Genomic DNA, 22,420 nt, shown 5'->3' on the forward strand with positions numbered 1-22,420 from the left:
GTTTGAAGTGGTTTCGTCGGATCGGCCTGGTTGTCGTCCTGCTGGCGTTCGCCGCCGGTCTGTTCTACTGGTTCATGCCCGCCGGCGTGGCCACGTCCCTGCTCGCCCGTCGCGCGCACGGCTTCGTGCTCGATGACGTCTCGGGGACCGTCTGGAACGGCCGGGCCGGTAAGGTCACGACGATCGACGGCCGCGAACTGGGCGCCTTGCGCTGGCGCCTCGGTCGCGACGCGATCCTCGGTCGCACCCATCTCGACCTGCATCTCGACGGCCGTGCCGGCCGCTTCCAGGGGCACCTGGAGAAGCCCGATGCGGACCACATGATCTGGACGGGCATCGACTTCCGCCTCGACGCCGCAGCCCTGGCCGGCCCGGCGCTTCCGCCTGAACTGGTTCCGGTCGGGGTCATCGAAGGCAAGGTGCCGCGGGCGGAGCTGCAGGGGAACTGGCCGGTGGCACTCGACGCCGATGTGCTCTGGCGGGCCGCTGCGGTGAAAACGCCTGAAGGCCATATCACCCTGGGTGGCGTTGCGCTGAAGGCCGGTAGCCAGGCGGGAATCCTGCGCGCAACGCTTTCAGACGACGGGCAGGGCTCATTGCTGGTTCACGCAGCGCTTGCCGCGTCACCACTAGGCTGGCGACTCGATGGACAGCTGGTGCCGCGTATCAAGGACACTGCGCTTTCTCATCTCATCGCACGCTTCGGCCCCCCGGGGCGCGACGGTGCCGTCAACCTCCAACGCAAGGCGGGGCTTGCGCCCTCGATCACCACGCCATGACCGACACCCTCGATAAGGCCCTTGCAGCCGCTCGCGACGCCGCCGGCGCAGCGGCGGAAATCATCCTGCATTACTGGCGTACCGGTGTGGACGTCATCGTCAAAGGCGACGACACGCCCGTGACCATTGCCGACCGCGAAGCCGAAATGGCCATTCGCGGCATCCTGGCCAAAGCACTGCCCGAGGCAGGCATCTATGGCGAGGAATACGGCGCGGACGATACCTCGCGCGACTACCTCTGGCTGGTCGATCCGCTCGACGGCACCAAGAGCTTCGTCCGCCGCACGCCTTTTTTCTCGACGCAGATCGCGCTCATGCATCGCGGCGAACTCGTCCTTGGTGTTTCCTCGGCCCCTGTGTACGGCGAGCGCATGTGGGCGGTGCGCGGACGCGGCGCCTGGCTCGACGGCGAGCCGGTGCACGTCGCCACCACGGCATCGATGGCCGACGCCTCGATCTCCACGGGCAACGTCAAGACGCTTACCGCCGACGCCCGGTGGAACACGCTCGGCGCGATGATTCGCGAGAGCAACCGCATTCGTGGCTACGGCGACTTCTGCCACTACCATTTGCTCGCGCGCGGCAGCCTCGACCTCGTGATCGAGTCTGATGTGAACATCCTCGACATTGCCGCGCTCGCGGTGATCGTCCGCGAGGCAGGCGGTGTATTTACCGATCTCGACGGCGCTGCGCTCGGCCTGGAGACACGGGGAGTGCTCGCAGGTACGCCGGCCATCCATGCCGCGGCACTCGCGAGACTGACCGGGGATACAATCGACCGATGAACAAGCCTCCGAAGATCCTGGCGACGCGCGACGCGCCCGACAGCCACTTCCGCCGCGTGGAAGACGTGGACCTCGAATTTTCCAACGGCGAACGCCGCACTTACCAGCGTCTCAAGGGCGGCGGATTCGGTGCCGTGCTGATTGTCGCCATGCGCGATCCGGAAACCGTGCTGCTCGTGCGCGAATACGGCGTCGGCGTGGACCGCTACGAACTCGGCGTGCCGAAAGGCCGCCTCGATCGCGACGAGACCGCCGAACAGGGCGCGAATCGCGAGCTGAAGGAGGAGGTCGGTTTCGGTGCGCGCAAGCTGAAGATCCTTGGCACGCTGTCTCTGTCGCCGTCGTACATGACGCACCTGGGTCATGTCGTGCTGGCGGAAGACCTGTACCCGGAACGCTTGCAGGGCGACGAGCCCGAGGAGCTGGAAGTGGTGCCCTGGCGCATGGACGAGCTGCATCACCTGCTCGCCCGCGACGATGTCACCGAGGGCCGTTCCATTGCCGCCCTCTTCATGGCCCGCGAGTACCTCGCCGGCCGCTACAAACCCGCATGACCGCGGCACCCTGCGCTCGCTGGCTCGATCCCGTCTGCGCCATTGCGCAGCGCGCAGCCGAGGCGATCCTGACCGTCTATTCGCAGGATTTCGAGGTCATCTGCAAAGATGACAATTCCCCGGTCACTGCGGCCGATCTCGCCGCCCAGCACGTGATCGAGGAGGGCTTGCGAGAACTCGCCCCCGGCGTCCCGGTGATATCCGAAGAGGCGCTGGCTGCCCCCTGGTCCGAACGTCGCACCTGGCGTCGCTACTGGCTGGTGGACCCCCTCGACGGCACGCGTGAGTTCGTCAAGCGCAACGGCGAGTTCAGCGTGAACATCGCGCTGATCGAGGATCATCGCCCCGTGCTGGGCGTCGTCCTGGCGCCGGTTACCGGTGACCTTTACGCGGCGGCACGTGACTGCGGCGCGTGGCGTCAGAGCGCGCCCGGTGCAGAGCGGGTTGCCATACGTACACGCCCGGCGGGTGGCCTGCTTCGTGTCACCGGCAGTCGCTCACATGCTGGCGTGCGCGCTGCAACCCTGCTGGATCGCCTCGGTGAGCACGAGACCTTTGCACTGGGTTCGTCGCTGAAGTTCTGCGTCATCGCGCGCGGGGACGCGGACATCTACCTGCGCCTGGGTGCGACATCCGAGTGGGATACGGCTGCCGCGCAGTGCGTGCTGGAGGAAGCCGGCGGTGCCGTACTCGATCTCGCCGGCCGTCCGTTCCGATACAACACGCGCGACTCGCTGATCAATCCCGAATTTATCGCTTGTGGCGATACATTGATCGACTGGGCGGCACGTTTGATGGATCCGGAGGACATCGCATGACGCGTCCTGTCGATGAGCTCATCGCCATCATGGCGCGTCTGCGCGATCCGGAAAACGGCTGCCCGTGGGACGTGAAGCAATCCTTCGCGACCATCGCACCGTACACGATCGAGGAAGCCTACGAAGTCGCCGACGCGATCGACCGCAACGACATGGTCGACCTTCGCGACGAGCTGGGCGATCTGTTGTTGCAGGTGGTGTTTCATTCGCGCATGGCGGAAGAAGCGGGGCACTTCGCCTTCGGTGATGTGGTGGCGGGTATATGCGACAAGATGGTTCGTCGGCACCCGCACGTCTTCGAAGATGTAAAGCACGAAAACCTCACGGCGCAATCGCGCGACTGGGATCGGCTGAAGGCTGAAGAGCGTGCGGCGAAGGGCGGTGAAGACACGAGCGCGCTCGCCGGTATCTCGCATGGACTGCCCGAATGGCAGCGTGCGGTGAAACTGCAGAAGCGTGCCGCGAACGTCGGCTTCGACTGGCCCGATCATCGGCCGGTGCTCGACAAGATCGTCGAGGAAATCGAAGAGGTGCGGCACGAGTTCGAAAATGGCGCCGATGAAGAGCGGCTCGCCGACGAGATCGGTGACGTGCTGTTCGTCGCGGCCAATCTTGCCCGGCATGCGAAGGTCGATGTTTCGCGTGCGTTGCGTGGGGCGAACGCGAAGTTCGAGCGCCGGTTTCGTGCCATGGAGGCGATCGCGGCATCCGAGGGACGGACGCTGGCGTCGTACCCGCTGGCGGAGCAGGAAGCGTTGTGGGTTCGGGTGAAGCGCGAGGGAGTTTGACCTCCTGGCGCTTGCGCGCCATCGCCGCTGAAGCGGCTCCCACACCATCGCCGCTGAAGCGGCTCCCACAGGATCGCCGCTGAAGCGGCTCCTGCAGGGTCGCCGGACCGGGTTGTGTGGGAGCCGCTTCAGCGGCGATGGGTGCTCGCGGTAACGCACACAAAAAACGGGGCCCGAAGGCCCCGTTTCTCTTACTTGCTGCTCGAACCCGGCGCCGCAGCCGCACGCTGCTGCATCCGAGCCTTGAACGCTTCCATCTCCTGGTGACGCTTCTGGTCCTGCGCGAGGTTCTCGTCCAGGCTCTTGCGCAGGGTGGAAATCGCGGCGTCGACATTGGTCGGCTGCATCTGCGCACGGGCAAGGTGGCGATAGGCGTAATCGCGTACGCGCGGATTCTGCGACTTGGCGAGCACGTCGTTGTACAGCGCCGGCAGTTCCTTGCTACGGCCGGTCAGCACGTAGAGGCGCTCGAGGCTGTGCAGGTCGCCGATGGCGCCGCCTTGCTCCTTGCCACGGCCGTGCCCGGCCCACTCGCCACGGCCATGCTCACCGCCGCGACCGTCGTGGTCACCATGGCCCCACTTCGGGCCACCGGCTGGTCCGCCGGCCTGGGCGGAACGTGCGGCCGGAGCCGAGGGGGACTGCGGGGCGGCATCCTGCGCGAACGCGAAGGCGGTGGAGCCGGCGAGGAGCAGGGAAGCGGCACTGGCGATCAGGGTCTTGCGTTGCATAGGTTGTCTCCCGGTTAGGTGTTGCACGGGGAAAAACGTGCCGCCTCGCCACCGGTTGACCGGCTTGTTGCCGCCCGGTCAGCTTCGTGTGAAGAAATGAGAAGGTTGCAACCTTTTTCGGCTGGCCGGCATCCATCACCGGTACACCGAATCACTACAGGAGCAAAAACATGCGCCAACTGATCCTCGCCGCCCTCCTGCTGGCGCCGGCTGCCGCCATGGCACACAGCGGTGAATGCGCGTTCCACGCGGACCGCAACCTCGACCTCAACCTTTCCGGCGTGCGTAACGTCACCTTCGTCGTCAATGCTTACGAGCTTCACGTGGAAGGCAGCGCACCCGCCGGCAAGGGCACCGTTCGCGGCAAGGCCTGCGCCTCCAGCCAGGACGTCCTGGATCGCCTCGAGGTTACCCAGCACCGTGAAGGCGACACCCTGATGGTCGAGTTGAAGGATGACCGCCGCGGGGGCTGGAGCTTTGGCTCCAACTACAGCGACCTGAAAGTCGATGCCGCCGTACCCGCGAACATTCCTGTAACGGTCAACGTGGGATCGGGCGAAGCCAAGGCGCGTGGTCTCGCCTCCCTCGACAGTTCGGTCGGTTCTGGCGAACTCGAGGCGCATGACATCAAGGGCGCTTTCAACTCGACGGTGGGCTCGGGCGAGCTGAAGATCGACAACACCGGCCCGGTCAATGTCAGCACGGTCGGTTCGGGTTCGCTCACCGCCTCCGGCATCAACGGCGGAGTTCACATTGCCACCGTGGGTTCCGGCGAAGCCAAGCTTCGCGATATCACGGGCGACGTTTCCGTGGGAACGGTCGGCTCCGGCGAGATCGATGTCGATGGCGTCAAGGGCAACCTCACCGTCAACACGAAGGGTAGTGGTGACGTGTCGCAGCATGGCGTCACCGGTAAGGTCGACGTGCCGCGCGACCGCTAACCCATCGCCCGGGTGCCGGGTATGCACACCCCGGCGACGTGCGCACCCGATATGATCCCGTCCTTACCGGCGGGATCCTATCGATGAAGTGGTTGCCCGAATCGTTGCGCGCCCTGCGTCGCGACGCATTCTTTCTTGTGCTACTGGCGGTACTCGTGATCCTCGGGATCGCCAAGCCATCGCGCGTCCCGGAATGGCCGTCCCTGGTGGATTGGCCGACGATCGCTGCGCTGGCCGGTCTGCTGCTGCTGACCAAGGCCGTGGAATCCAGCGGTGCGCTGAACGTGGCGGGCCATTGGCTGATCGAGCGCACGTCGACCCGTCGCATTGCAGCGCTTGGGCTGGTCGGCGCGACCGCACTGCTGTCGATGCTGCTTACCAACGACGTTTCGCTGTTCGTGATGGTGCCGCTCACCCTGAGCATGTGTCGCATCGCGCGCATGCCAGCGACGCGCCTCGTGGTGTTCGAAGCCCTCGCGGTGAATGCGGGATCGATGCTTACCCCGATTGGCAATCCGCAGAACCTGTTCCTCTGGCAGCAGTGGAACAATGGTTTCGGTGGGTTCGTCTGGGCTATGTTGCCGCTGGTCGCGATCACCCTGGCACTCCTGCTGGTGGTCACTGCGCTGGCGTTCCCTGGCAAGGCACTGCAGGTGCACGAGGAGAGCGAGCACCGCGTCGACCGGCAGATGCTGATCGTGGCGGCCGTGCTCTACGTGCCCTTCCTGATCCTGGCCGATCTGCACCACGCAGCGTGGGGCTTGCTCGGCGTGTTGGTGGTCTTCCTGGCGTTCCGTCGGCGCATCGTCGCGAGTATCGACTGGGGCCTGCTGCTGACCTTCGTCCTGATGTTCATCGACCTGCGCATGCTGGCAGGGCTCGACGGCGTGAAGCATTTTCTGGGAGGGCTCGCGCTCGATCAGCCGTCGCATCTTTATGCAACCGGCGCGCTCGCGTCGCAGGTGGTCAGTAATGTGCCGGCGGCGATCCTGCTCGCGGAATATTCAAAGGACTGGCGCACGATCGCCTGGGGCGTCAACGCGGGCGGCTTCGGTTTCGTGCTGGGCTCGCTGGCGAACCTGATCGCCTTGCGGCTACTCGGCGAGCGCAAGGCGTGGGCGACGTTTCACCTGTGGTCGCTACCGTTCTTCGTCGTGATCGGCCTGATCGGCTGGGCGTTGCTGTAAGAGCCGATTCATCGGCTCCCTCACAAAGCGAGAGACATCAGGTCTTGCGGTTGCCCTTGGCGCCGGTATTGCTGTTGCCCTTGTCGAACTTCGCGATGAAGTCGCGCACGTCCGGGTAGACCACGTCGCGCCAGCGGCGGCCGCTGAAGATGCCGTAGTGACCAGCGCCCTCCACGGTGATGTGCTTCTTGAGCTTCTTCGGGATGCCCTTGCACAGGCCGTGAGCGGCTTCGGTCTGGCCGAGGCCCGAGATATCGTCGAGCTCGCCTTCGATCGTCAGCAGGGCGGTGTTCTTGATCTTCGCGGGCAACACGCGCTCGCCATGGACGTCCCAGGTGCCCATCGGCAGGCGGTGTTCCTGGAACACGGTTTCGATGGTGTCCAGGTAATACTCGGCCGGCATGTCGAGCACGGCGTTGTACTCGTCGTAGAACTTGCGATGCTGCTCCGCGTCGTCGAGATCGCCCTTGCGCAGGTTCTCGTAAAAGTCCCAGTGCGACATGACGTGACGGCTCGGGTTCATCGCCAGGAAGCCGGCATGCTGCAGGAAGCCCGGATAGACCTCGCGGCCGGCACCCGGATACTGGTACGGCACCTTATGGATCAACTGGTTGCGGAACCACGACAGCGGTCGGGTCGTCGCAAGGTTGTCCACACTGGTCGGGCTCTTGCGCGTGTCGATCGGGCCACCCATGAGGGTGAGCGTCAGCGGCGTGTCTTCACCGCGGGCAGCCATCAGCGAGACGGCAGCGAGCACCGGCACGGTGGGCTGGCACACCGACACCACGTGCGCGCGATGCACGCCGACGTGGCGGATGAATTCTTCGACATACGAGACGTAATCGGCCAGCGAGAACGAGCCCTCGTCGGTCGGAATCATTCGCGCGTCCACCCAGTCGGTGATGTACACCTTGTGGTCGCGCAGCAGCGTGCGCACGGTATCGCGCAGCAGGGTGGAGTGATGGCCGGAAAGCGGCGCGACCACGAGCACGGCCGGGTCGTTCTTCATGCGGTCGACCGTGGCCTGGTCGTCGGAGAAGCGCTTGAAGCGCTTCAGCGTGCAGAACGGCTTGGCCATGGCGACCTGTTCCACGATGGCGACATCGTGACCGTGCGCCTGAACCGTGTGGATGCCGAACTCGGGCTTTTCGTAGGCTTTGCCCAGCCGGAACATGAGCTCATAGCCCGCGGCGGCGCGGTCGGCGCCAGGCATGCGGGCAAACGGGCTGGCGATGTCGCCAAACATCTTCGCGCTCGCTTCAGCCCAGTAGGTGAGGGGGCTGAGCATCGAGCGTTGGAATTCGTGCATGAGATAGAGCATGCAGGGTCCGGGGGGCGGGGAGGTGGCGCATCATAACCACTTGCGCCGCGTCATGTGTAAAGCCCCTGTTTTTGCTCGATTTAAGCGCCGGCCTTGCGGCAGACCAGCAGGACTTCGTCCACCCCGGGGGCCGGCGCGAAGCCCGGCGTGAAGGCCAGCGGCTTCTGGAAACGGACGCCGAGCGGCATGAAAACCTTGTTGTACCACCACATGGCGCGTGCCCGCTGGTTGGTCAGGTACCACTGGCCGAGGTCGAGCAGCTTCGACGACTTGGGCTGCATGCCGTAGACGGCGCTGCGTTCGATGGTGAAGCCGTGGCGGCCAAGCAGGCTGCGGATCGCTTCCGGCTCATAGCGACGGAAGTGGCCGACGAAGTCGTCGAACGCTGTCCAGGCCTCGGGATGCAGCGGTACCGATAGCAGCAGGCGGGCACCCGGCTCGGCCACGCGCGCGAGTTCGCCCAGGGCGCCCTCGTCATCGACCACGTGCTCGAGGATATCGAAGGCGCAGACGAAGTCGAAACTGGCATCGCGAAAGGGCAGCGCGCCAATCATGGCGTTGGCGACCCGGGCGCCGTGGCGCGAAAGCTCGGCCAGGGCCGGCCGGCTGAGGTCGACGAATTGGGTATCCGCCAGCGGCAGCCGGGGGCGAAGGCCTGGTGCCACTTCCAGCCGGCGCGAGGTCTGTGCTGCCAGTTCGGAGACCAGCGGCCAGGTGTTGAAGCGATCCGGCGAAAACAGCTTCGCTTCCGCCCAGAGCGCGTCGTAGAAGCGCTTGTTGCTGCCGATCAGGTCGGCGTCGGTACGCGGGGCGGGAGGGCCCGAGGTAAAGGATGCAACAGTCATGCGGTACCTCGGGCGGTGAAAAACGGCGGATCAGCGCAGGCGTGCAAACTCGCGAAGCAGGGGCAGGCGACGTACGCGCACGGCCGTGGCACGGAACACCGCGTTAGCCAGCGCTGGTGCCGCCGACGGTACGCCGATGACGCTGGCGCCGGTCGGCTCGGCGGTCGACGGCACGATGACCGTTTCGATCTCGTAGGGCAACGGCTGCGTGGTGGCAATCGGATAGTCGCGGAACCCGGTCTGCTGCACTTTGCCATCCTTGATCGTGATGGCGAGGTTCAGGGCAGTGGAAAGGGCGTCCATGGTCGCGCCCTGCAACTGGGCTTCGAGACCCAGCGGGTTGATCGCGCGACCGACGTCGGCCACGCAGACCACGCGGTGGATATCGATGCCGTCCGCTGTGGGAGCCACTTCGATGGCGTGGGCAACGTAGGCGCCAAACACATACGCGCAGGCAATGCCCAGGCCATTTTCGCTGCGCAGCCAGCGACTCCAGTCGATCTTCTCGGCAGCCAGCTTGAGCACATTGGCCAGGCGCGCGGTATCGATCGGGCCACCGCGGCCGCTGTACGGCAACTGGCGCGCGTCACCGAGCATGGCGAGGCGGAAATCCAGGGGATTGGCCTTCACGGCATGCGCGAGTTCGTCGATGAAACTTTCCGAGGCGAAGGTGGGCGTCACGTGGGGCGAGCCGCGCCACTCGCCACGGGCAAGCTTCGAATCGAGCGGATACCAGTCGGTGCGGAAGTTCGGGACCAGGCCGGCGGGCAGGGCGTCCGCGACCAGCTCGGACTGCCAGAGGCGATTGTCTGGCGTGGCCCGGCCAACGAGGGCCGACGGACTGGCCATGCGCTGGTGCCAGCCGACGATTTTCTTGCCCTTGTCCAGCGAGGCGTTCAGACGATGCACCGCCATCGGTCGGTAGTAATCGCGGGCAAGGTCGTCGTCGCGTGTCCAGAGCACCTTCAGCGGGCGACTGCGGATCGCGTCGTCTTTCTTGGCCAGCGCAATGGCCATCGCCTCGGCGATGTAATCCTGCTCGAGCCTCCGACCGAAGCCGCCACCGCCTCGCGGCACCTGGATGTCGATCTGGTCCGGGCGGAAGCCAGTCATTCGCTGGACCACGGTGTAGGCCTGGCGCGGCGACTGCGTGGCCGCGATCACGGTCACGCTCGTATCCGGGTCCAGTCGCACGACGCAGTTGGGCGTTTCCGCGGTGGCGTGTGCCACCCACGGCTGGAAATAGGTGGCCTCGAGCGCACGCGCCGCCTTCTTGCGTGCCAGGGCGATGTCGCCGTCTTCGCGCACGATGGTGGGCGTGGCGCTGTCGTCGCCAAAAAGCTCGAGGGCTTTCTGCTCGAGTACCGAAACGGAAGGTTCGGGGTTGTCGCCGGGTTTCCAGGTGGCTTTCAGGGCCTCGCGGCCGGCCAGGGCCGACCAGGTGTCCTGGGCGAGAACCGCAAGGGCTGGCGCCTGTGCCGCCATCCCGGACACCTGCCCCTGCTCGGGCGTGATGTCGATGACGTCGTAGACGCCGTTGATCTTTTTCGCCGCGTCGCGGTCCGCCGTGTCCAGCGTGCCGCCCGGGTAGGGGCAGCGAGCGATCACGGCGATCACCGGGTTGCCGAGGCTGTCGTCGAGCGCGTAGCGCAGGTTTCCGGTTACCACGGCCAGGGCGTCGACATCTCCGGCGGGCTGGCCGATCAGCGTGTAGCGCTCGGGCTGTTTCAGGGGCGGCATGGTGGTCGGCGCGTCGATGCCCGCGGCGGCGGCAGCGAGATCAGCGTAGGAAATCTTCCGCCCGTCCGCGGCGACGGCCATGCCGTTTTCACCACGGAGCTGGTCGGCGGGCACGCCAAGGCGGCGCGCAGCGGCCTGAAGGATCAGCCAGCGGGCCAGTGCGCCAGCCTGGCGCAGGTCAGCCCAGGCCGCGGGAATGCTGGTGGCGTCGCCGCTACGCTGGCGCCCGTAGGTGAAGCGGGGCTCGCCGTTGCCTTGCTGGACGCCAAGGCCGAGCGGCTCGACGACCACGCGACTCCAGTCGGCACTCATTTCTTCGGCGATGATTCGCGCCAGCGAGGTGGACGTGCCTTCACCGTTGTCCGGATCGCGCACGCCGATGAAGATGCGACCGTCCGCGGCGACACGCAGGTAGGGGCCGACCTGGCTCCAGGCATCGCCGAGGAGCGCGACCGGCGTGGGGCGCTCGAGCGCTTCGGCCGTGCCGATGCCAATGACAAGGGCTCCGGCAGTACCGGCGGCGTACCTCAGGAACCGGCGGCGGGACAGACGGATTTCGCCGCTCATGCCTTGGGATCCTTCATCGTGCCGGCGGCACGCTTGATCGCCTTGCGGATGCGGCCGTAACTGCCGCACCGACAAAGGTTGCCAATCTTGTCGATGTCGGCGTCGGAGGGATTCTTCTGGCGCGAAAGCAGGTCCACCGCGGCCATGATCTGGCCGGGTTGGCAGAAGCCGCACATGATGGCGTCCTCGTCGATCCATGCCTGCTGCACGGGATGCAGCTTGCCGTCCGCGCCGGCCAGGCCTTCGACCGTGGTGACGCGCTTGCCGCTCATCTTTTCCATTTTCGTCTGGCAGGCGGCGACCGCCTTGCCGTCGACGATCACCGTGCAGAAGCCGCAGTCGCCCTGGTCGCAGCCGTACTTGGCACCGGTGAGACGGAGCACGTCACGCAGGTACCAGAGCAACGGCATGCCAGCCTCGCCGGTATGGCGATAGCGTTTGTCGTTGACGATAAGGTCGATGCCTTCACGTACGGGTTTGGGCGCCACTTGACCGGCATCCTTGTTGGGGACGGGTACGGGAGACGTCGGGCCTTGCTGTGCCATCTGCTTTCCTCAGCTGAACCGAGCCATTGTGGCATCGGTGCCTTTGTTCAGCGAGCCACTTTACTGAACAGACGTCGCCAAACCGCATACACGGGCAGGCCAGCGAGGACGACAAGGCAGACCACGCCTGCGCTGAGCGGCTTGTCCAGGCTGTAGGCGACGACCACGCCGATCACCACCACGAGGAAGATCAGCGGCAATAGCGGGTAGGCCGGCGTGGCGAACGCCGGGCGCTCCTTGCTGTGGCGGCGGTACCAGAACAGGGTGGCGATGGTGACCGCGTAGGCCGCCCAGTCGCCGAAGGCGGCGAAGTCCAGCAGCTGGCCGTAATTGGCCAGCAGCACCAGCACGATGGCCCAGGCGGACAACATCATCAGGGCGATGTTCGGCGTGCGGTAGCGCGGGTGCAGGCGGGCCACACTGCTGAAAAACAGGTCATCCTGCCCCATCACCTGCAGCACGCGCGCGCCGGCGACGAGGGTGATGTTGCAGAAGCCAAGCGTGGAAATCGCGATACCGATGGCGATCAGCTTTGCGCCCGCCGCACCGAACACGCGGCTCATGACATCCGCCGCCGGTGCGTTGCTGCTGGCCAGCCCGTCGTGGCCGAGCACGGCCAGATACGCGTAGTTGACCAGCACATAGGCGGCAATCACCACCAGCATGCCGACGACCAGGGCGCGCGGCAGCGTCCGCTGCGGATCGCGCACTTCACCGGCCAGGTTGTTGAGGTAGCTGAAGCCGGAGAAGGCGAAGAGTACCGGCAGGAGGGCGCCGGCCAGGGAGCCGGTCACCGCGGTCGGGCTGGTGGCGAGTGCCTGCGTGGCGCCGGTGCCCGCGAAGGCCAGCCCGGTGACGACGAGAACGGTGATGGCAGCCAGCTTGAGGATCGCAAAGACGTTCTGCACCTGGGCACCGAAGCGGATGCCGAACAGGTTCAGGCCGGTCACGAAGACCAGGGCGCCAACCGCGAGCGGCTTGACCAGGTTGGGCGAAAGGCCGAAGACCGAGGTCGCATAGCTTCCGAAGATGGTCGCCACGGCGGCGCTGCTGCCGCTGTAGATCACCAGCAGCATGGTCCAGCCGAAAAGGAACCCGGCCAGCCTGCCGAAGGCCTCGCGCAGGTAGACGTAGCTCCCACCGGCCTCCGGGCGACGCGCCCCGAGCTCGGCGTAGCAAAGGCAACCGATGAGCGTGAGCAGGCCGCCCGCGACCCACAGTCCCAGCAGCACCCAGCCGGAGGCGGTGCGCTGCGCGACGATACCCGGATTGAGGAAGATGCCGCCGCCGATGATGCCGCCGACGACGATGAGCGCGGCATCCATAAGCGTGAGGCGACGGGCGTATCCGGGATTTTCCATAGGGTATCGGTGGCCTTCTCAGAAGAAATGAATCATGCCATGTGAGAGCCGCTCCAGCGGCGAAAAAAGGCAATGTGGGAGCCGCTTCAGCGGCGAAAAGCCAACGGAGCGGCTTAGCGGGAAAGTCCATCGCCGGCACAGCCGGCTCCCACACAGAGCGGACTCCCGCACCGGGCCGGCTCCCACACCGAGCCGCATCCCTCAGGCTCCGGCTCCGTACATTGCCTTTTTCTCGTTGCAGCGCAACACTTCGGGGGTTTTTCACTGCAAAGAATCCCGTGAGCGAAATCGTGAACGCGCCGTTGCCTGACAACGCGCCCTGGATCGTCATGAAGTTCGGCGGCACCTCGGTGGCTACCGCCGCACGCTGGCGAAATATCCTCGAGCTGGCCGCCAGCCGCCGCGCCGAAGGCGCACGCGTGCTGATCGTGGTCTCGGCCCTGTCCGGTATCACCGACGGGCTGAAACAGCTGTGCACGCACGCGGAATCCAAACGTCGCTCGGATGCGGCCGCCGCCCTGGCCGATCGCCACCACGCCCTGCTCGCCGAGATGTCGCTTGGCCTGCCGGAAACGCTGGGCGCCCGCCTTGCCGATCTGGCCGGACTCGCTGAATCGGGTGCGGCCGAGCTGGGCGAACTGGCCTGGCAGGCACGCGTGCAGGCGCATGGCGAGCTGATGTCCAGCGCACTGGGTGCGGCTTTTCTCAGTGCCAACGGCTTGCCGACCACGTGGCTGGATGCGCGCGACTGCCTGCATTCGGTAGCGCTGCCCAACCAGAATGAGCGCACGAAGTTGCTCTCGGCGATGGTCGAGCCGCATCACGACGCGGCCTTGTCAGCGGCGTTGGCAGCGCGCGGCGAGGTCTTCATCACACAGGGCTTCATCGCCCGGGATGACGCTGGCCGCACGGTGCTGCTCGGTCGCGGCGGCTCGGACACCTCGGCAGCGTACTTCGGTGCATTGCTGGCGGCCCTGCGCGTGGAGATCTGGACCGACGTGGCTGGCATGTTCAGTGCCAACCCTCGCCAGGTTGCCGGTGCGCGCCTGCTCCAGCGCCTCGATTACGAAGAGGCCCAGGAAATCGCCTCCACCGGCGCCAAGGTGCTGCATCCGCGTTGCCTGTCGCCGTTGCGCGAACCGCGTGTGCCATTGCTGATCAAGGACACCAACCGTCCGGAACTGGAAGGGACGTCGATCGGTCCCGAGGTGCGCGAGCATGCGCCGAGCATCAAGGCGATCAGCGCGCGCAAGGGCATCACCCTGGTATCGATGGAGTCGGTGGGCATGTGGCAGCAGGTCGGCTTCCTTGCCGACGTGTTCGATGCCTTCAAGCGCCACGGCCTCTCGGTGGACCTGATCGGTTCGGCCGAAACCAACGTCACCGTGTCGCTGGACCCCACCGAGAACCTGCTCGATTCCGACGCGATCGCCGCGTTGGCGGCGGACCTGGCGCGCGTGTGCCGGGTGAAGGTCATCGCGCCCTGTGCAGCGATCACCCTGGTCGGTCGTGGCATGCGTTCCATGCTGCACAAGCTGTCCGGTGTTCTGGCCGAGTTCGGCCAGCTGCGCGTCCACCTGATTTCGCAGTCCTCGAACAACCTCAACATCACCTTCGTCGTCGACGAGGACGTGGTCGACGACATGCTGCCCCGATTGCATGAATTGCTGATCGGTGCGGGTGCCCTGCGCACGGACGACAGCATGGTGTTCGGACCTTCCTGGCAGACGCTTTACGGCGCCGGCGAGCCTGTGCTGCCGGCGGCGGCATGGTGGCAGGGCGAGCGCGCGAAGCTCGTCCAGCTGGCCGACGAACGCACGCCGCGTTACGTCTATCACCTGCCCACCGTCCGCGCGCAGGCACGGCGCGTGAAATCGCTGCGTGCCGTGGATCGCGCGCACTACGCGGTGAAGGCGAATACGCATCCTGGCATCCTCAAGGTGCTGGCTGAGGAAGGCTTCGCGTTCGAATGCGTCTCGCCCGGTGAGCTCGCCGCCGTTTCCGCGGCGGTGCCGGACGATGTGCCCCTGTTGTTCACGCCGAACTTCGCCGCGCGCCGCGACTTCGAAGCGGCCCTGAAGACGCGCGCGACCATCACGATCGATGCCCTGCATCCGATCGAACACTGGGGCGAGATGTTCGCCGGCCGCGACATCATCCTGCGCGTGGATCTCGGCCGCGGTCTCGGGCACCACGACAAGGTGAAGACCGGAGGTACCGGCAGCAAGTTCGGGGTGCCCATCGAGCATCTCGACCGTTTCCTCCGCTTGGCCGACGAAGCCGGTGCACGGGTGATCGGGCTGCATGCGCACCTGGGTTCGGGCATCCTCGATGCCGCTCATTGGGGAGAGGTGTACTCGCAGCTCGCCTCGCTGGCCGAGCGCATCGGCACCATCCGTGTGCTCAACATCGGTGGCGGCCTCGGCGTGCCGTCGCATCCCGGCGAAACGGCGCTCGACATGGCGGCTCTGGACCGGGTGCTCACGTCGGTGCGCCAGGCTTATCCGCAGTTTGAACTGTGGATGGAGCCCGGCCGTTACCTCGTGGCCGACGCCGGCGTGCTGCTGGCCAAGGTCACCCAGGAAAAAGAGAAGGGCGCAGGCATGCGCTACCTAGGCCTCGACACCGGCATGAACAGCCTCATTCGCCCGGCGCTCTACGACGCCTGGCATGAAATCACCAACCTCAGCCGCTACGGCGAGCCAGCCACCACGATGTACCAGGTGGTCGGTCCGATCTGCGAGTCAGGCGATATCCTCGGTTCGGACAGACGCCTGCCCGAGTCGAAGGAGGATGATGTGATCCTCGTGGCACAGGGTGGCGCTTACGGCGCCGCCATGGCCTCCCGCTACAACCTTCGTGACGAAGCCGACGAGGTGCTCCTGCCGTGACCGATGTGATCAATAAGGACATGCCCATTCGATCCGCGCGCGAGCCAGCGCTTCCGCTTCGTTCGGCATGGTTTTGCCGATGGCGTCGCCGAGCTCGTCTACGCGTTCGACGACGGTCCGGAGCTGACCGAGCGCGTGACCTTCCCGGGTGCGCCCGCCGTGCCTGTGGCGCGTAAGGCGGCATTCGCCGCGGCGCTGCGCCTGTTGCATCTCGTGGCCGGTGTCAGCTACTACAAGGCGGGTATCCCCGAGACGATCGTCGTCGAAGGCGAGTCGCTCGACGAAGACAGCGCGTCGATGCTCAATGCGCTGTACCTGCATGGCCTGGCCGAGTTCGCTTATCGCAACCGGCTCGACCTGCGCTCGCGCATCGCGTTTCCGTTCGAGCGCAAGGCCGCTTCGCATGCACCGGCGATCGGCCTGCCGAAGCGTTCGCTGCTGCCGATCGGCGGCGGCAAGGATTCGGTGGTCGCCGTTGAAGCGGTGAAGTCGATCGGCGCCGACGCCACGGCGACCTGGGTGGGCAATTCGCCACTGATCGCCGAGTGCGCGGAGCGCACGGGCCTGTCGACGCTGAACATCTCGCGCGAACTCGCGCCGGGCCTGTTCGAGCTCAATCGCCTCGGTGCGTGGAACGGGCACATCCCGGTCACTGCGATCAACTCAGTGATCCTCACCGTGGCGGCCGTGCTTTACGGCTACGACTCGGTAGTGTTCGCCAACGAACGCTCTGCCTCGGTCGCAACCCTCGAATACGAGGGGCAGGAAGTGAACCACCAGTGGAGCAAGGGCTTTGGTTTCGAGAAGACCCTGCACGACTACATCCACACGCATGTCGCCGCCGACCTCGACTATTGCTCGCTGTTGCGGCCGTGGTCCGAGCTCGCTGTCACCAGCGCGTTCGCCCGGCTTGGCGGCGCGTACTTCGACGTGTTCTCCAGCTGCAACCGCAACTTCCGCATTCTTGGTCCGAAACCGGCGGATCGCTGGTGCGGACAGTGCCCGAAGTGCCACTTCGTTTTCCTCGCGCTCGCGCCGTTCATGGCCAAGCCGCGACTGGTCTCGATCTTCGGGCGTAACCTGCTCGACGACGATGCGCTCGCCGGCGCATTCGACGCGCTGCTGGAATACAAAGACCACAAACCCTTCGAGTGCGTGGGCGAGGGGGCGGAAGCCCGCGCTGCGCTGGCCTCCCTGGCCGAGCGCCCGGAATGGCGTGAGGATGCGCTGGTTGCGCGTTTCCGCCGCGAAATCCTGCCGCAGCTGGATCGCGACGAACTCGCGCTTGAGCCATGGCTGAAGCCGGGTGCTTCGCATCTGGTTCCGCAGCGGCTGGCGGGAGCGCTGGATGCGTTGGGCTGATCTCGCCGGGCGACGCGTCGCCGTCTGGGGTTTCGGTCGCGAAGGGCGCGCCGCGCTGAATGCGCTGGCGCGGCACGCGCCGGGGCAGGTTGTCGACCTGTACTGCGCGGCCGATGAAGCGGATTCGGCGCGTGCTGCGTTTCCGGCTGTGCGCGTGCACGACGCCGCGCCCGATGGCGATGCGCTGGCCGGTTACGACGTTGTCATCAAGTCGCCCGGTATTTCCGCGTACAAGCCGGAACTGCTCGAGGCGCAGGCCCGCGGCACCCGGTTCACTTCCGGTACCGCGCTGTGGTTCGCGGCGCACCCGACAGCGAACACCATCGCGGTGACGGGGACCAAGGGCAAGAGCACCACCTCGGCATTGATCGCGCACCTCGCCCGGTCGATAGGCGTGCGTACGGCGCTCGTTGGAAACATCGGGCTGCCCCTGCTCGAGCTGGATGATGAGACCGCCGACCTATGGGTCATCGAGCTGTCGAGCTTCCAGACGAGCGAAGCATCGGGCGTGAGCCTCGGCGTCGTGACCAGCCTGTACGAAGAACACCTGGACTGGCATGGGTCGCGAGAGCGCTACGTCGACGACAAGCTGAAGCTGTTGGCTTTGTCGGCGAAGGTGCTGGTCAATGCGATGCAACTCGCGTTACTGGCGCGCGCCGCCGAGCATCCCGCGTTGCATACCTTCGGCGACACCTCGCACTGGCATGTTGCGGATGGCTGGATTCGCCGCGCTGCCGAAGATGTCATTCCGGCCGATCGCGTTTCCGCTCCCGGCCTGCACAATGCGATCAACGCATGCGCTGCGCTGGCCGCGCTGGAGATCATGGGGCTCGATGCGCGCGCGGCTGCACCCGCGTTGTCGAGTTTTGTACCGTTGCCGCATCGCTTGCAGCCGCTGGGCAAGCGCGATGGTCTCGACTGGATCAACGACTCCATCAGCACGACGCCGCTGGCGAGCCTCGCCGCGTTGGAAACCGTCGGCAACGCGCGCGCCGCGTTGATCGTCGGCGGCCACGACCGGGGACTCGACTGGACGCCGTTCGTCGAAGCGATGCGCGTGCATTCGCCCGAGGCGATCGTTTGTCAGGGGCGCAACGGGCCGCGTATCGCCGATGCTCTGGAAGCGGCCGGCGTGCGCAATGTCTATCGCGCCATCGATCTCGCTGCCGCGATCGGCGCGGCTCGCGACGCCCTTAGGGGTGACGGTGTTGTCGTGCTGTCCCCCGGCGCGCCGAGCTTCGATCAGTTTCGTGATTATGCCGAGCGCGGTAAGCGCTTTGCGGAGTTGGCTGGCTTCGAGTCAGACGCGGCTCACATTCAGGGTCTCGGCGTTTCCTGATCCTTGTTGAGCGCACCCTGAGCAATGCGGGCGCGTAGCTACGCGCTTGGAATGACTTCGCCTGCATAAGCCGATAGATGCCCTTCCTTAGTCTGGATGCCTCATTCAGGAGGAAGGCTTATGAAGCGAGAACTCAGGTCATCCGTCTGCGCATTGCTGGCCCTGTCGTCATTCACAGCGCCGACCACGGGTGTCGCGATGCCAGTGGCGCAATCGTTGAAAGGACCGGATTCACGGACGATTCCGAACGACACATCGACTACGCCGGGCTCTCGGAGTCAGTTGATGATTCGGTGAAGCTCATCTCGCTCCTTCGTGATGTCGAGACCACCAGTCTCCGCGCCGGAATGAGAGAGGATCATCGATACCGCATGGGCGGTATCCTGGTGCAGAACTACATCGAAGGAGAACTTACTCAGTACGTCAAGGAAGCTGACGGCGTCGGTGAGTGGCGATCGATCCGCGGATCCATACTTCGGTGGGACATCTGGGCGTGATTGCGTAAATATCTACGGACAACCCAATGTCGCGGTCTACGACGGAGGCGCACGTGATCACTGACGCACTGACCGGATCAGTCGTGCGTGGCGCTCAACAACGTCCCGACGACAGCCGCCAACGCCGCATACAACTCCGGCGGAACGTCGTCGCGCAGGCGTACGGCAGCCAGCAACGTTGCAATCTGCGGGTCCAGTTGCGGCGCCAGGCCAAGTGCCTGTGCACGCTCGAGCATGGACTTCACGCCCGCTGCGTCGATGCGCTGGTTGCTGCCATTGCTGGTGGGCGAGGCGAGGCGGAGCGTCACGCTGCGGCGGGGTGAGGGAAGGGACTGGTTCATGCGCGTGCTTCGAGGAGAACCGCGCTGTACGCGCTGGTCGGGACGGGGAGGCCGTGCATGCAGGCGAAGTGGTCGAGCTGCAGGCCGCTCTTTTCGAGTTGCCGACGCAGCGACATGAATTCGGTTTCCAGGCGCGACACGGTCTCGCCATGCTGGGCCCACAGTCGTACCGAGACACGCGGTACGCGGAGCTGGATTTCTCCCTGCACGGCGCCGAGTGTCGGCGGGTCGATCGCAAAGCCGACAGTCCACATTCCTTCCGGATCGGACGTGCTCGGCTTGCCTTCTTCGATCCGCAACTGCAGCACGTCGTAGCCGCGCACGCCCGCCAGCGGAATCTCGATCATCCACAGCCCGGACTGGGGTTGCGACTCCAACTGGCCGATCTCGACGCGGGACAACGCCGCGCGTACATCGCCGCGTAGCTGGCCGACCAGTTCGTCGACGTTGTCTTCGGTGACCGCTGTCTCGGCGAGAACGCCGGCGCGTGGCTGGGCCACGAGGGCGCGTTGCGCGAGGGGCGGCGGTGTGTCGTTGAGGGGGCGAGCAGGCGGGGTGTCGGCACCGGGACGAGGCGCGGGTCGGGACGCCGGCAGATCGGCGAGCGCGCGACGAAGCGACATCAATGCCGCCTTGAAGTCGTCGGCGGCAGGCGTCTCTTCCTTTGGATCGGTGAGATGGGCTTCCAGGAAGGCACCGCTCTTCGCGATGGCTTCCTTCATGCCCAGTGGCGAGCTCACCTCGTCCGGTTTGCTGATCGCGGCTTCCAGGGTGGCCAGGGCGGCGCGCAACGGCGCAGGCAAGGTGCGGGCGATCGGCCGGCTGGCCAGCGCCGAGAGCACACCCAGTAACTGGGCATAACCGTTCTGCAGGGGCAACCGCTCACGCAGGCCCTGCATGGCGACCTGTTCGTCGACCTTGCCGGGCATCACCTCGAGCTGGGGCTGGGTGCCCTGAGTCAGGACACGAACCTGGAACTGCTGGGGCAGCGAAGTACCCGCTGCATCCGCCTCGACGGTCAGGCCGCCGATGTCGAGGAGCAGCTTGCCGATATCGGTCTGCCCCAGGATCCGAGCCGTCAGCAGGGTACCCACGCGCCATGTATCCGCCGCCGCGGTCGTACCGGAGACCGCGCCAGCCCAAAGCTGGGCAGCGATACTGGTCGGCTGGATGATCAAGGGCAGGTCCTCCCGAGGGCCTGGGCGAATCCGGCTGGACGCGCTCCTGTGGCTTAGGAGATCGGCGGAATCTTGCGAAACTTTAGGGCGGGGGCTGGGCCGGCTGCCGCCGGACCGCCGATGAATCGGCTCCCCCAGAGTTACGCTCTGGCTGCCGGGAGCTCCGGCGACGGGTCCACGCTAGAATAGGCGGATGACCCAGCTTCCTTTCGACCTCCTCGCCACCGATGGCGCGGCCCGGCGTGGCCGTCTCCGATTCGGCCGTGGCACCGTGGAAACCCCGGCCTTCATGCCGGTGGGCACCTATGGTTCCGTCAAGGCCATGACCCCCCGCGACGTGCTCGACACGGGCGCGGAGATCATCCTCGGCAACACCTTTCACCTGTTCCTGCGCCCCGGTCTGGAGATCGTCGGTGAATTCGGCGGCCTGCATAAGTTCATCGGCTGGGACAAGCCGATCCTTACCGATTCCGGCGGTTTCCAGGTGTTCTCGCTGGCGCACAAGCGGAAGATCACCGAGGAAGGCGTGACCTTCGCCTCGCCGGTGGACGGCTCGAAGGTGTTCCTCTCGCCCGAGGAGTCCATGCGGATTCAGAAGGTCCTGGATTCCGACGTAGCGATGATTTTCGACGAGTGCACGCCGTACCCGGCGACGGAGAAGGTCGCCTCGGACTCCATGGAGCTCAGCCTGCGCTGGGCCGAGCGCTCGCGCCAGGCCTTCGACGACCTCAAGAACCCGAATGCCCTATTCGGCATCGTCCAGGGCAGCACCTACGAAAACCTGCGCCATCGTTCGGCCGAGCGGCTGATCGAGATCGGCTTCGATGGCTACGCCGTGGGCGGTCTCGCGGTCGGTGAGCCGGAAGCCGAGCGCAACCATACGCTCGATCTGACGCTGCATATGCTGCCCAAGGACCGCCCGCGTTACCTGATGGGTGTGGGCCGGCCGGAGGACATCGTGGAGGCCGTGCGTCGCGGTGTCGACATGTTCGACTGCGTCATGCCGACCCGCAACGCCCGCAACGGTTTCCTCTTTACCCGCGAGGGCACTTTGCGCATCCGTAACGCGAAGTTATCGATGGATACCCGCGTTATCGAAGAAGATTGCGACTGCTACGCCTGCGCCAACGGCTTCAGTCGGGCCTACCTGCGCCACCTGGACCGCTGCAACGAGATCCTCGGCAGCCAGCTGGCCACCATGCACAACCTGCGTCACTACCAGCGGCTCATGGCCGGGCTGCGCAGCGCGATCGAGACCGGGACGCTGGACGATTTCGTCGCCGACTTCTATGCGGCACGGCGCAAGGCCGAGGTCGACGGCTGACCCAGCGGGCTTGCGGCCGCTACACGGCGCCCCCAAGCCTTGGCGGGGCGCGGTACATAAGCGCCGGGGTGCGTGGCATAATCCACGATCTTTTTACGTGAGCAGCCGCTTTTCCGTGGCTGTTCCATGACTTGCGAGAATTGACGATGAGCCTTCCGACCTTCGCCGCCATTGCACAGGCCGCTGCTCCCGCCGCCTCCCCCCAGGGTGGGGCACTGGGCCTCTCGCCGCTGATCATGATGGCGGTGCTGTTCGGCATCTTCTATTTCATGATGATCCGCCCGCAGATGAAGCGTCAGAAGGAGCACCGCAACCTTCTGTCCGCGCTCGCCAAGGGCGACGAAGTGGTGATGGGTGGCGGTCTCGCCGGCCGCATCGAGGACGTGGGTGAGTCTTTCGTCCGCGTGGAGATCGCCCCGGGTACCGTTGTCCAGGTCCAGAAGGGCTCGATCACCCAGGTCCTGCCGAAGGGCAGCCTCAAGAAGTCCTGAGCTTTGTCTCAATGGCGTCAGCCGCGGCCGCTTGT

General features: G+C 65.7%; 21 protein-coding genes. 13 read left to right on the forward strand and 8 right to left on the reverse strand.

Annotated elements, in window-relative coordinates; all coding sequences use genetic code 11:
* The first annotated feature begins 2 nt into the window (after positions 1 to 2).
* The 5 genes from gspN to mazG are packed head-to-tail and all read left to right on the forward strand — an operon-like array spanning position 3 to position 3,724.
* Positions 3 to 779 (forward strand): type II secretion system protein N, encoded by a 777-nt coding sequence (gene gspN / locus ACVWWJ_RS04995; RefSeq protein ID WP_456966986.1) that lies wholly within the window; start codon positions 3 to 5, stop codon positions 777 to 779.
* Positions 776 to 1,564 (forward strand): inositol monophosphatase family protein, encoded by a 789-nt coding sequence (locus ACVWWJ_RS05000; protein WP_456966987.1) that lies wholly within the window; start codon positions 776 to 778, stop codon positions 1,562 to 1,564. Before gspN ends, ACVWWJ_RS05000 begins: the two co-directional genes overlap by 4 nt.
* The gene (nudE, locus tag ACVWWJ_RS05005; protein ID WP_159889298.1) at positions 1,561 to 2,118 is read left to right on the forward strand and encodes an ADP compounds hydrolase NudE; all 558 of its coding nucleotides are present in this window, start codon (positions 1,561 to 1,563) and stop codon (positions 2,116 to 2,118) included. Before ACVWWJ_RS05000 ends, nudE begins: the two co-directional genes overlap by 4 nt.
* Positions 2,115 to 2,936: a 3'(2'),5'-bisphosphate nucleotidase CysQ gene (gene cysQ / locus ACVWWJ_RS05010; RefSeq protein WP_456966988.1), complete on the forward strand. Its 822-nt coding sequence runs from the start codon at positions 2,115 to 2,117 to the stop codon at positions 2,934 to 2,936. The genes nudE and cysQ overlap by 4 nt, the downstream gene beginning before the upstream one ends.
* Complete coding sequence (gene mazG, locus ACVWWJ_RS05015) at positions 2,933 to 3,724, forward strand: nucleoside triphosphate pyrophosphohydrolase (protein WP_159889294.1); 792 nt, start codon at positions 2,933 to 2,935, stop codon at positions 3,722 to 3,724. Before cysQ ends, mazG begins: the two co-directional genes overlap by 4 nt.
* Positions 3,725 to 3,915: 191 nt before the next feature.
* Here mazG and ACVWWJ_RS05020 read toward each other — a convergent pair whose 3' ends face one another.
* On the reverse strand, positions 3,916 to 4,455 hold the full coding sequence (locus tag ACVWWJ_RS05020; RefSeq protein ID WP_456966989.1) for a hypothetical protein: 540 nt from the start codon (positions 4,453 to 4,455) through the stop codon (positions 3,916 to 3,918).
* 170 nt (positions 4,456 to 4,625) lie between these two features.
* Between ACVWWJ_RS05020 and ACVWWJ_RS05025 the strand changes: the two genes are divergently transcribed.
* Positions 4,626 to 5,396 carry a GIN domain-containing protein gene (locus tag ACVWWJ_RS05025; RefSeq protein WP_456966990.1) on the forward strand — a complete coding sequence of 257 codons (771 nt, stop codon included), beginning with the start codon at positions 4,626 to 4,628 and terminating at the stop codon, positions 5,394 to 5,396.
* An 83-nt stretch (positions 5,397 to 5,479) separates the two neighbouring features.
* Complete coding sequence (locus tag ACVWWJ_RS05030) at positions 5,480 to 6,583, forward strand: SLC13 family permease (RefSeq protein ID WP_456966991.1); 1,104 nt, start codon at positions 5,480 to 5,482, stop codon at positions 6,581 to 6,583.
* Between the two features lie 37 nt (positions 6,584 to 6,620).
* Here ACVWWJ_RS05030 and ACVWWJ_RS05035 read toward each other — a convergent pair whose 3' ends face one another.
* The 5 genes from ACVWWJ_RS05035 to ACVWWJ_RS05055 all read right to left on the reverse strand — a co-directional run bounded on the left by ACVWWJ_RS05035 (position 6,621) and on the right by ACVWWJ_RS05055 (position 12,962).
* Positions 6,621 to 7,904, reverse strand: coding sequence for a polyhydroxyalkanoate depolymerase (locus tag ACVWWJ_RS05035; protein ID WP_159889288.1), 1,284 nt, complete (start codon positions 7,902 to 7,904; stop codon positions 6,621 to 6,623).
* Between the two features lie 80 nt (positions 7,905 to 7,984).
* Positions 7,985 to 8,749, reverse strand: coding sequence for a class I SAM-dependent methyltransferase (locus ACVWWJ_RS05040; RefSeq protein WP_159889286.1), 765 nt, complete (start codon positions 8,747 to 8,749; stop codon positions 7,985 to 7,987).
* Positions 8,750 to 8,779: 30 nt separating this feature from the next.
* On the reverse strand, positions 8,780 to 11,056 hold the full coding sequence (locus ACVWWJ_RS05045; protein WP_159889284.1) for a molybdopterin cofactor-binding domain-containing protein: 2,277 nt from the start codon (positions 11,054 to 11,056) through the stop codon (positions 8,780 to 8,782).
* A complete protein-coding gene (locus tag ACVWWJ_RS05050; protein WP_456966992.1) occupies positions 11,053 to 11,544 on the reverse strand; it encodes a (2Fe-2S)-binding protein in 492 nt (163 codons plus the stop codon). Before ACVWWJ_RS05050 ends, ACVWWJ_RS05045 begins: the two co-directional genes overlap by 4 nt.
* Before the next feature lie 104 nt (positions 11,545 to 11,648).
* Positions 11,649 to 12,962, reverse strand: coding sequence for an APC family permease (locus ACVWWJ_RS05055; RefSeq protein ID WP_456966993.1), 1,314 nt, complete (start codon positions 12,960 to 12,962; stop codon positions 11,649 to 11,651).
* A 278-nt stretch (positions 12,963 to 13,240) separates the two neighbouring features.
* On the opposite strand from ACVWWJ_RS05055, the gene ACVWWJ_RS05060 reads away from it, so the two are divergent.
* The 4 genes from ACVWWJ_RS05060 (at position 13,241) to ACVWWJ_RS05075 (ending at position 19,051) form a co-directional block, all read left to right on the forward strand.
* Complete coding sequence (locus ACVWWJ_RS05060; protein ID WP_456966994.1) at positions 13,241 to 15,853, forward strand: bifunctional aspartate kinase/diaminopimelate decarboxylase; 2,613 nt, start codon at positions 13,241 to 13,243, stop codon at positions 15,851 to 15,853.
* 12 nt (positions 15,854 to 15,865) lie between these two features.
* Positions 15,866 to 17,215 carry a UDP-N-acetyl-alpha-D-muramoyl-L-alanyl-L-glutamate epimerase gene (gene murL / locus ACVWWJ_RS05065; protein WP_456969660.1) on the forward strand — a complete coding sequence of 450 codons (1,350 nt, stop codon included), beginning with the start codon at positions 15,866 to 15,868 and terminating at the stop codon, positions 17,213 to 17,215.
* Positions 17,202 to 18,554, forward strand: a complete 1,353-nt coding sequence (gene murD, locus ACVWWJ_RS05070) for a UDP-N-acetylmuramoyl-L-alanine--D-glutamate ligase (RefSeq protein ID WP_159889278.1) — start codon at positions 17,202 to 17,204, stop codon at positions 18,552 to 18,554. Before murL ends, murD begins: the two co-directional genes overlap by 14 nt.
* 77 nt (positions 18,555 to 18,631) lie before the next feature.
* Positions 18,632 to 19,051: a hypothetical protein gene (locus ACVWWJ_RS05075; protein ID WP_456966995.1), complete on the forward strand. Its 420-nt coding sequence runs from the start codon at positions 18,632 to 18,634 to the stop codon at positions 19,049 to 19,051.
* 77 nt (positions 19,052 to 19,128) lie between these two features.
* Here the strand turns inward: ACVWWJ_RS05075 and ACVWWJ_RS05080 are convergent, their stop codons facing one another.
* Positions 19,129 to 19,392: a flagellar type III secretion system protein FlhB gene (locus ACVWWJ_RS05080; RefSeq protein ID WP_159889274.1), complete on the reverse strand. Its 264-nt coding sequence runs from the start codon at positions 19,390 to 19,392 to the stop codon at positions 19,129 to 19,131.
* The gene (gene fliK, locus ACVWWJ_RS05085) at positions 19,389 to 20,570 is read right to left on the reverse strand and encodes a flagellar hook-length control protein FliK (RefSeq protein WP_159889272.1); all 1,182 of its coding nucleotides are present in this window, start codon (positions 20,568 to 20,570) and stop codon (positions 19,389 to 19,391) included. The genes ACVWWJ_RS05080 and fliK overlap by 4 nt, the downstream gene beginning before the upstream one ends.
* Positions 20,571 to 20,763: 193 nt before the next feature.
* Here fliK and tgt point away from each other — a divergent pair, with 193 nt between their 5' ends.
* Both tgt and yajC read left to right on the forward strand, forming a co-directional pair.
* Positions 20,764 to 21,894: a tRNA guanosine(34) transglycosylase Tgt gene (gene tgt / locus ACVWWJ_RS05090; protein ID WP_456966996.1), complete on the forward strand. Its 1,131-nt coding sequence runs from the start codon at positions 20,764 to 20,766 to the stop codon at positions 21,892 to 21,894.
* Between the two features lie 146 nt (positions 21,895 to 22,040).
* On the forward strand, positions 22,041 to 22,385 hold the full coding sequence (yajC, locus tag ACVWWJ_RS05095) for a preprotein translocase subunit YajC (protein ID WP_159889268.1): 345 nt from the start codon (positions 22,041 to 22,043) through the stop codon (positions 22,383 to 22,385).
* Positions 22,386 to 22,420: the final 35 nt, after the last annotated feature.

This window comes from Luteibacter sp. HA06, assembly GCF_054061215.1.